The organism is Thermus sp. FJN-A, from assembly GCF_054655095.1.
The window spans coordinates 1-236 of sequence record NZ_BAAHSC010000313.1; the positions used below are offsets into that span (position 1 = coordinate 1).

The window sequence follows — 236 nt, forward strand, 5'->3', positions numbered from 1 at the left end:
CGGCCCCGCAAGGGGTTGTGGCGTGCCTATTGAAGCATGAGCCGGCGACTCACGGTCGTGGGCGAGCTTAAGCCGTTGAGGCGGAGGCGTAGGGAAACCGAGTCCGAACAGGGCGTCTAGTCCGCGGCCGTGGACCCGAAACCGGGCGAGCTAGCCCTGGCCAGGGTGAAGCTGGGGTGAGACCCAGTGGAGGCCCGAACCGGTGGGGGATGCAAACCCCTCGGATGAGCTGGGGC

Annotated in this window: 1 rRNA gene; it reads left to right on the forward strand. The window is 67.8% G+C overall.

The annotated features are described in order from the left end of the window. Positions 1 to 236, forward strand: a 23S ribosomal RNA gene (locus ACYQ0J_RS13860); the annotation flags it as partial.